9 protein-coding genes are annotated in these 8,582 nt (G+C 67.3%); 5 read left to right on the forward strand and 4 right to left on the reverse strand.

Annotated features, from left to right (window positions below):
• Positions 1–662 precede the first annotated feature (662 nt).
• Together A5771_RS24110 and A5771_RS16385 are read left to right on the forward strand one after the other, a co-directional pair.
• Complete coding sequence (locus A5771_RS24110) at positions 663–1,352, forward strand: DUF5631 domain-containing protein (RefSeq protein ID WP_064856209.1); 690 nt, start codon at positions 663–665, stop codon at positions 1,350–1,352.
• On the forward strand, positions 1,349–1,783 hold the full coding sequence (locus tag A5771_RS16385) for a hypothetical protein (RefSeq protein WP_131808927.1): 435 nt from the start codon (positions 1,349–1,351) through the stop codon (positions 1,781–1,783). Before A5771_RS24110 ends, A5771_RS16385 begins: the two co-directional genes overlap by 4 nt.
• Here A5771_RS16385 and A5771_RS16390 read toward each other — a convergent pair.
• Complete coding sequence (locus A5771_RS16390; RefSeq protein ID WP_165606115.1) at positions 1,780–2,505, reverse strand: acetoacetate decarboxylase family protein; 726 nt, start codon at positions 2,503–2,505, stop codon at positions 1,780–1,782. The genes A5771_RS16385 and A5771_RS16390 overlap by 4 nt on opposite strands.
• 28 nt (positions 2,506–2,533) lie before the next feature.
• Between A5771_RS16390 and A5771_RS16395 the strand changes: the two genes are divergently transcribed.
• Positions 2,534–3,763, forward strand: coding sequence for a cytochrome P450 (locus A5771_RS16395; protein WP_109401163.1), 1,230 nt, complete (start codon positions 2,534–2,536; stop codon positions 3,761–3,763).
• A gap of 12 nt (positions 3,764–3,775) precedes the next feature.
• On the opposite strand, the gene A5771_RS16400 is transcribed toward A5771_RS16395, so the two are convergent.
• The 3 genes from A5771_RS16400 to A5771_RS16410 all read right to left on the reverse strand — a co-directional run bounded on the left by A5771_RS16400 (position 3,776) and on the right by A5771_RS16410 (position 6,527).
• Entirely contained in the window at positions 3,776–4,651 is an 876-nt protein-coding gene (locus A5771_RS16400; protein ID WP_064856212.1) for a hypothetical protein, read from the reverse strand.
• Between the two features lie 80 nt (positions 4,652–4,731).
• Positions 4,732–5,727, reverse strand: coding sequence for an NAD-dependent epimerase/dehydratase family protein (locus A5771_RS16405; protein ID WP_064856213.1), 996 nt, complete (start codon positions 5,725–5,727; stop codon positions 4,732–4,734).
• Positions 5,727–6,527 carry a crotonase/enoyl-CoA hydratase family protein gene (locus tag A5771_RS16410; protein ID WP_064856214.1) on the reverse strand — a complete coding sequence of 267 codons (801 nt, stop codon included), beginning with the start codon at positions 6,525–6,527 and terminating at the stop codon, positions 5,727–5,729. The genes A5771_RS16405 and A5771_RS16410 overlap by 1 nt, the downstream gene beginning before the upstream one ends.
• A gap of 69 nt (positions 6,528–6,596) precedes the next feature.
• Here A5771_RS16410 and A5771_RS16415 point away from each other — a divergent pair, with 69 nt between their 5' ends.
• Both A5771_RS16415 and A5771_RS16420 read left to right on the forward strand, forming a co-directional pair.
• The gene (locus tag A5771_RS16415) at positions 6,597–8,249 is read left to right on the forward strand and encodes an acyl-CoA synthetase (RefSeq protein ID WP_064856215.1); all 1,653 of its coding nucleotides are present in this window, start codon (positions 6,597–6,599) and stop codon (positions 8,247–8,249) included.
• Positions 8,250–8,301: 52 nt separating this feature from the next.
• The coding region (locus tag A5771_RS16420) for a wax ester/triacylglycerol synthase family O-acyltransferase (RefSeq protein WP_234783075.1) at positions 8,302–8,582 on the forward strand (281 nt) is incomplete at its 3' end.

Here is an 8,582-nt window from a genome sequence, read left to right on the forward strand (position 1 = left end):
CGGGTGGTGGCTTTGGCGGTACATCACCCCTGACCTCCTCGATGCCGCTCGGCGGCGGTGGTGGTGGGCCCGGGGCTACACCGCAGGGCCTCCAGGGCGGCGGTCTGAGCCAAGCATTCGCATCGGGTACACCCGGCGGACCGGCTGGTCCGGGAGCGCCGGGCGGTCCACCACCATGGGCACAAGGGGGCACCGGGACCGGTGGATTCGGTCAGTCGTCAGGTCCGCAGGTGCCGCCCTCACCATCGGTGACACCCATGGCGGGCGGGATGCTCGGCAATCTGGGAAATCTGACGGGCTCCGGTCCGGAGGTTGCCCCGGCGGCTTCGACCACGGGAGCGACGGCAGCGGCACCCGCAGCCGCTCCCGTGACAGCTGGGCCGACCTCGGTACCATCAGCGCCGATCAGCCCCGGCCCAACAGCAACGCCGTCGGGCCCGCTGCCCGGCTACGGCGCAGATCTGCGCCCGGCGGCAGCCGCTAGCCCGGCTGTGCCAGCAGTTCCAGCCGGACCGGCGGCGCCTACGTCATCGCCCTCCCCCGGCGGTCCCACGACCCCGACGTCCGGCGGGACCACCCTTGCGTCCTCGGCCGATCGTCCCGCGCCCGGCAAGCCGGCCTCAGGGACCGGCGGCCAGTCGGGTGCGTCGCTAGCGGGCAGCATGGGTGCCGGAGGAACAGTCGGGGCCGGAGCCGGCACCGCCGCAAAACGCATGGCCGAGCAGGAAGACCTACAGCGCAAGGTCGATGCGGTAGCGCGTCAAGCACCAAACCTCGCCTGGGCTGCCGGGCTGCACGACGACGAGACCACCACCGTGCTGGTGACCGATCTGGCCAGCGGCTGGGTCCCGCCCGGGGTTCTATTGCCGCCGGGAGTCACCCTGCTCGCTCCTGCCCAACGCCGTCACGACTTGAGCGTTATTGATCTGCTTGGCGCGGTCATCGCCACCGCAACACATCAGCCCAACACCTATGTAGCTGAAGCCGGCCCCGGCGATCCGCTTCCTGGCGCCGGGGAGCGCGCCCGTTATGGCCAGCAGGTCGACGAACTGGGGCCGACCCTAATCGACGTCGCCGGAGCCAGTACCCGGTTGCCGCGCATCGTGCAGACCGTTGCGCGGGCGATGGCCCGCAGATCCGGTGTCGCCGACAACGAAATTGAACGATTCCGCAACGTCGTCACCGACACCGCAACCAAGGTGCTGTCGGCCTACCCTCACCACCTGCCCCGGGACGTCGCTGACTGGATGCTGTTGGCGGCCATCGACGCCCTGATCGAGGGAAGCGAAGAACTCGCCCGCTATCACCTGGCCTGGCATCAAGCGGTCACCGTCGCGAGGCATGTCGCATGAATGCCCCGGACGGTTCGCCCTGCGGCGTGGCAATGGCCGGCCTGAACCTATTGCTGGAGTCAGAAACATTGGCGCGCATGAGCGCCGCGGACAAGAAGAATGCGTGGACGACAGCCGCCGCCGCGGTCACCCACCTACGCACACGGCTAACCGAAATCTGCGAAGCCGGGGATCAAGCCTGCAACGAAGCAGCGTCCTCCGCCTTACCGGATGACGACAAGCTCAGCCAGCTCAATGCCATAAAAGACCGAGTCAACAGCGACGCCGCCGGGGCCAGTCGTGCCGCAGTAGCGAAAATCGTCAGGGTTATCCAACAGCTTCTCGACTTCGCCGGCAGCAGCGACGACGCCCCCAAATGGCTTGCCGCACAGGGCTTCGACGTTGCCGAGCCGCCGCCCCCGCCGCCGATCACCGGCGACAGACTCCGCTAGCGGTTGATCACGTCGGCATCCCCGAACGTCATCTCAACCCGCCCGACCGTCGACGACATCATCGGCCGCTTCGGCAGGCCCAGCGCGGCCAGCTCGCGCGCGTACGGGTGGCTGCCTAGCCGCAGCGTCGTACCGCCCAACGCCCCGCGAACGCCGGAAATCCGTATCTCCCAAGGAATCTCGCGAGTGACACCGTCGAGGTGACTGTAGGCGCGCAGAGTGCGTGGCCGGGCGGTGAAAAGTCCCGGCACCGGAAGACCGCGCCCGAATTCCATGGTGGCGATGTGTTGGCCGTCGGCGGCGACGTCGAAACCCAGCTGCTTTCCGTCGCGAACGGTGAAGTCCGCCATGATCTTCGGGAAACCCCAGATGGTCCGTCCGGCCTCCAGGGTGAATGCCTGATCCACCGGTAGGTGGTGGATGAACGCGCCGGCAGAACCCAGCGCACGCCAACCGCTGGCTGACGAACCCGGCGGGTTGATCATCACCGCGGTGCCGAATTCGTGGTACTTACCGAGATCGCCGTCGATGTAGCGGGCCAGCATCAGGTTGACCACGGCCCGCCCCGGCCGGTGCTGGAAGACCTGCAGGCCGCTGTAGTCGATCATCGCCTGTGCGGCGTCCGCCGGAACCGAGAACATCGCGCTATGCACATCTGCCTGACGGATGCGGACGGGCATGGTAAGCACAGTGCCAGCGATGGTGTGCTGCGAAAGAGCCATGACGCCCACTGTAATCCGGAGGACGCTGATGACCGAGGTAATGGCCGATGTGAAGCCGACGATCAAGCCTGACGTCGATCTGACCGACGGCACCTTCTACTCCGACGGCGGAGCGCGCGCCGCCTACAAGTGGATGCGCGCGCACGAGCCGGTGTTCCGGGACCGCAACGGGCAGGCCGCCGCGGCCAGCTACGCCGCGGTGATCGACGCCGAGCGCAACCCCGAGCTGTTCTCCAGCACCGGCGGCATCCGGCCCGACCAGCCGGGCATGCCCTACATGATCGACATGGACGACCCGGAACACCTGGTGCGCCGCAAATTGGTCAACGCCGGCTTCACCCGCAAGCGGGTGCATGCCCAGCTGCCGTCCATCGGGGAACTCTGTGACAGGTTGATCGACGCGGTCTGCGAGCGGGGTGAGTGCGACTTCGTCCGCGATATCGCAGCGCCGCTCCCGATGGCGGTGATCGGCGACATGCTCGGCGTCCTGCCCGAAGATCGCTCGAAGCTGTTGAAGTGGTCCGACGACCTGGTGGCGGGGCAGAGCTCACACCTTGATCCGGCATCGGCGACGTTCCAGGCCGTCATGGAGGCGTTCGCAGGCTGGACCGAATTCACCCGCGACATCATCGTCAAACGCCGGACCGAACCCACCGACGACCTGTTCTCCGTCCTGGTCAACGCCGAGGTGGACGGCGCGGTGATGTCCGATGACGAGATCATCTTCGAGACCCTGCTGATTCTGATCGGCGGCGACGAGACCACCCGGCACACACTGTCCGGCGGAACCGAACAGCTGCTGCGCCACCGTGATCAGTGGGAGATGCTGCGTGCCGATTCGAGCCTGCTGCCTGGGGCCATCGAGGAGATGCTGCGCTGGACCTCGCCGGTGAAGAACATGTGCCGCACGTTGACCGCCGACACCGAGTTCTACGGCACCCAGCTGCAGCAGGGCGAGAAGATCATGCTGCTGTTCGAATCGGCGAACTTCGACGAGGCGGTGTTCGACGAGCCGGATCGGTTCGACATTCAGCGAAACCCCAACAGCCATCTCGCGTTCGGTTTCGGCACCCACTTCTGCATGGGTAACCAGCTGGCCAGGCTGGAGCTTTCGCTGATGACCGAGCGGGTGCTGCAGCGGCTGCCGGATCTGCGCCTGGCCGAGGGAGCCGAGGTGCCGCTGCGTCCGGCGAACTTTGTCAGCGGCCCGGTATCTATGCCGGTGGTGTTCACGCCGAGCAAGCCGGTGCTCGCGTAGCCGAGCGTGTACTCAGCGCGAAAAGCGCGCCCGAAAATCGCTGGGAGTACACGCTCGTCGCGCCCAGGCGTCCGCGACCCGGCCGAGGATGCCGCCTTCGGTGTCTTCAAGGGTGATCCGCAGGTCGATCCAGCCGAGCCCCGTCACCGTCTCGTGGCGTCGGATGTCTTGGTTGAAGCGCCGTGGATTGGTGCGGTGATGTTCGCCTTCATAGTCGAGGCCGACCATGATCTCCTCCCAGCCCATGTCTAGGACCGCGACAAGCTGGTTCCATTCGTCGTAAACCGGGATCTGTGTCTGCGGGGGCGGGTAGCCGGATCGAATGAGAAACAGTCGCAGCCGGGATTCCCGTGGTGAGTCAGAACCGGTGTCGACGAGCGGCAGCGCGATTCGGGCATCACAGATCCCGCGGCGTCCCCGGTAGCGTTCGGCCAGCAACTCGACGTCGGTGATCTTGAGGTCGGTGGCCTGCCCGAGGGCATCGATGGCCGCGACGGCCTTGACCTGGGGATAGCGGCAGGCCAGGTCCAATGCGGTGCGAGCCGGCGATGTCGCCGGTATGCCGCCGATCACCTGCACCTCGTCTTCGCCGACGCGGTCCGACCAGGAGTGGATGTGCTTGGGTGGCCGGCGACAGTCGTAGAGCAGCTCCGCCGGTGCGTGGTCATCGACCCATTTCGCGCCGTGCAGCGCGGCGGCCGACTGGCCCGCGACGACGCCGCGTCGCCGCGACCACAGCCATGCGGCTTGGGCTCGCAATACCGCGGTGGGTCGAGTACCGGCTGGAACATAAACGTCCGGATGGATCGCGACGAATCGGCTCCGCAAGGCGTACGGCGTCAACCGGCCGCTTCGGATGGCCTCGCTGCCCAGGAACGGTGTCGCCATGGCGGAAGCCTGCCAACGAGCACTGACACAAGCGCCGAACGTGTACTGGTTGCGAAAATCCGGCCGGATTTTCGCAGTGGCTACACGTTCGGCGAGGAGGGGAGGAGAGCCCGCAGCGACTCCACAATTGCGTCCACCGGCGAACGCCACGCCAGGCCCAAATCGGCCAACGTCGCCGAATCGTCGGTCGGGGTGGCCGAGGTCAACAGCCAGGCCGCCTCGTAACTCAGCGACTCGGGCAGCGGCAGCAGCTTGCTGGCCATATCTGACACCCGCCCGATGCTCTTGAACACACTGGGCGCGACCCGGATTCGACGCACCGACGCGCCCAAACCGACCTCCACCGCGGCGATCATCTCGTCGAAGCCGACCATGATCCCGCCGCACAGGTAGCGGTGCGGGCCGCGGCCCGGCCGCATCAGCGCCTCGTGCACCAGACCGATGTCGCGGACGTCGACCATCGCCATCCCGCCGCGCACCACCGGCGCCACCCGATAGCGCACGATCGGCGCCCAGCCCCGCTCGGTGACACCGGGAGCGGTCCAGTACGCTGGTCCGACCACGCTGGACGGGTAGGTGACCACCACCGGTGCACCCTCGTCTTGCAGCCGGCGGGCCACCCGCTCGCCGTAGGCCTTGGTGCGGGCGTAGGCGCTGCGCCCAGGCACGGTGGGCGAGTCGGGGCCGATGACACCGTCGGGCGGCGGAAACAGCGCGCTGTAGCTGCTGACCGACACCACCGGATCCAGGCCGGCGGCCACCGCGCGGGTCAGGATCGCTTCGGTGGCGTAAGCGTTGATGTCCCACATCAGCTTTTCCAGGCGGTCGTTGGTGCCGACCACCCCGGCGGCGTGCAGCACCGAGTCGCAGCCGTCCAACAGCCGCCCGACGACGTCGGCGTCGCGGATGTCGCCGTCGAGCACCTCCAGCGCGCCCAGCTCGCGCAACCGCGGAATGACGGGCTCGGAGCCGCAGCCCGGCGCGACCAGCAGACGCACCGAATGCCCGGCTTCCAGCAGCGTCTTGACGGTGTGGGCGCCGAGGTAGCCGGTGCCGCCGGTGACCGCGATCTTCATCAGCGGTTCTTGAACTCCGGCTTGCGCTTCTCGGCGAACGCGCGCGGCCCTTCCTTGGCGTCCTCGCTCAAGAACACCTTGATCCCGATCTGGGTGTCGAGCTTGAAGGCGTCGTTCTCGTGCATGCCCTCGGTCTCGTGAATGGTGCGCAGCATCGCCTGCACCGCCAGCGGACCGTTGTTGTTGATCTGCTCAGCGATCTCCAGCGCCTTGGTCAGCGCCTCCCCGTCCGGCACCACATGCCCGATCAGGCCCATCTCCAGGGCCTCGGCGGCGGTGATGTGCCGGCCGGTGAACAGCAGATCGCACGCCATCGTGTAGGGAATCTGGCGGACCAGCCGCACCGCGGAGCCGCCCATCGGATACAGGCTCCACTTGGCCTCGGAGATGCCGAACTTGGCGCTCTGTCCGGCGATGCGGATGTCGGTGCCCTGCAGGATCTCGGTGCCGCCGGCGATCGCCGGGCCCTCCACCGCGGCGATCAGCGGCTTGGTCAGCCGCCGGCCCTTGAGCAGGCCGTCGATGCGCGACGGGTCGTAGCTTCCGTCCTTGAAGGAGTCGCCGGGCGCCTTCTTGTTGGCCGACTTGAGGTCCATTCCCGAACAGAAGTAGCCGCCGGCGCCGGTCAGGATGCACGAGCGGATCTCGTCGTCGTTGTCCACCCGGTCCCACGCCTCGACCATGATCGCCAGCATTTCGCCACTCAGCGCGTTGCGGGACTCCGGCCGGTTCAGCGTGACGATCAGCGTGTATCCGCGCTGTTCAACCAGGGCGTGGGGCTCTTGTGACGACTCGCTCACCGGCGTCCGCCTTTCCGGGTGGTGGCCTCGACTTGAAAACGAAATGTAACACGTTCTAGTTTGTGTGGCATGGCTCTCAACATCGCGGATCTCGCCGAACACGCCATCGACGCCGTGCCGGATCGGGTGGCTCTGATCTGTGGCGACGAACAGCTGACCTACGCGCAGCTGGAGGAGAAGGCCAACCGGCTGGCCCACTACCTGATCGACCAGGGCGTCAAGAAGGACGACAAGGTCGGCCTGTACTGCCGCAACCGCAACGAGATCGTCGTCGCGATGCTGGGCATCGTCAAGGCCGGCGCCATCCTGGTCAACGTCAACTTCCGCTACGTCGAGGGCGAGCTGCGGTATCTGTTCGACAACTCCGACATGGTTGCGCTGGTGCACGAACGCCAGTACGCCGACCGGGTCGCCAACGTGCTGCCCGACACGCCGGCGGTCAAGACCATCCTGGTGGTCGAGGACGGCAGCGACGGGGACTTCCAGCGTTACGGCGGGGTGGAGTTCGAACAGGCGCTGGCGCAGAGTTCGCCCGAGCGGGACTTCGGGCCGCGCAGCGCCGACGACATCTACCTGCTCTACACCGGCGGCACCACCGGGTTCCCCAAGGGCGTGATGTGGCGGCACGAGGACATCTACCGGGTGCTGTTCGGCGGCACCGACTTCGCCACCGGTGAGCCGGTCGCCGACGAATACGACCTAGCCAAGCAGGCCGCGGCCAACCCGCCGATGGTCCGTCACCCGATCCCGCCGATGATCCACGGCGCCACCCAGTCGGCGACCTGGATGTCGCTGTTCAGCGGCCAAACCGTGGTGCTGGCACCGGAGTTCGACGCCGACGCGGTGTGGCGCACCATCCACGAGCACAAGGTGAACCTGTTGTTCTTCACCGGTGATGCGATGGCGCGTCCGCTGCTGGACGCGCTGCTGGCCGCGCAGGCCGCCGGTGAAGAATACGATCTGTCCTCGCTGTTCCTGTTGGCCTCCACCGCGGCGCTGTTCAGCCCGAGCATCAAGGAGAAGCTGCTGGAGCTGCTGCCCAACCGGATCATCACCGACTCGATCGGGTCGAGTGAGACCGGTTTCGGCGGCACCAGCGTCGTCGCTAAGGGCGAGGCGCACACCGGCGGGCCGCGGGTCACCATCGACAAGACCACCGTGGTGCTCGACGAGGACGGCAACGAGGTCCAGCCGGGCTCCGGGGTGCGCGGCATCATCGCCAAGCGCGGCCACATCCCGGTCGGTTACTACAAGGACGAGAAGAAGACCGCCGAGACTTTCAAAACCATCAACGGGGTGCGCTACGCCATCCCGGGCGACTTCGCACAGGTGGAGGCCGACAGCACCGTAACCATGCTCGGCCGCGGCTCGGTGTCGATCAACTCCGGCGGCGAGAAGATCTACCCCGAGGAGGTCGAGGCCGCCCTCAAGACACACCCGGACGTGTTCGACGCCCTGGTGGTCGGGGTGCCCGACGCCCGCTACGGCCAGCACGTCGCCGCGGTGGTGCAGGCGCGTGGGGATGCCCGGCCGACCCTGGAGGAGATCAACACCTGCGCGCGCACCGAGATCGCCGGCTACAAGGTGCCCCGCAGCCTGTGGTTCGTCGACGAGGTCAAGCGCTCCCCGGCCGGCAAGCCCGACTACCGCTGGGCCAAGGAGCAGACCGAAGCCCGCCCGGCCGACGAGGTGCACGCCAAGCACGTGACGGCCGACGGTTAGATTCCCGGCGATCCGGGTCCGATGACCAGCGTTGTGGGGTTAGTCTCGGGCGATGCAGCGACTTTCGGGCGTCGACGCGGCGTTCTGGTCGGCCGAAACGGCCGGCTGGCACATGCACATCGGTGGTCTGGCGATCCTGGATCCCAGCAAGGCACCGAACTACAGCTTTGAGCTGGTCCGTCAACTACTGATCGAGCGGCTACCGCAACTGCCCCAGCTGCGCTGGCGGGTCAGCGGTGCCCGGCTGGGGCTGGACCGGCCGTGGTTCGTGGAGGACGACGAACTCGACATCGACTTCCACCTGAGGCGTATCGGCGTGCCCGCCCCGGGGGG

It is taken from the genome of Mycolicibacter sinensis (genome assembly GCF_001667375.1).
Classification (GTDB): Bacteria; Actinomycetota; Actinomycetes; order Mycobacteriales; family Mycobacteriaceae; genus Mycobacterium; species Mycobacterium sinense_A.

Bases quoted from the DNA above. Each gene is read 5' to 3' on its own strand.
- A5771_RS16415 (WP_064856215.1), top strand. From the start codon at position 6,597: ATGGCTCTCAACATCGCGGATCTCGCCGAACACGCCATCGACGCCGTG.
- A5771_RS16390 (WP_165606115.1), bottom strand. From the start codon at position 2,505: ATGGCTCTTTCGCAGCACACCATCGCTGGCACTGTGCTTACCATGCCC.
- A5771_RS24110 (WP_064856209.1), top strand. From the start codon at position 663: ATGGGTGCCGGAGGAACAGTCGGGGCCGGAGCCGGCACCGCCGCAAAA.
- A5771_RS16385 (WP_131808927.1), top strand. From the start codon at position 1,349: ATGAATGCCCCGGACGGTTCGCCCTGCGGCGTGGCAATGGCCGGCCTG.
- A5771_RS16405 (WP_064856213.1), bottom strand. From the start codon at position 5,727: ATGAAGATCGCGGTCACCGGCGGCACCGGCTACCTCGGCGCCCACACC.
- A5771_RS16400 (WP_064856212.1), bottom strand. From the start codon at position 4,651: ATGGCGACACCGTTCCTGGGCAGCGAGGCCATCCGAAGCGGCCGGTTG.
- A5771_RS16395 (WP_109401163.1), top strand. From the start codon at position 2,534: ATGACCGAGGTAATGGCCGATGTGAAGCCGACGATCAAGCCTGACGTC.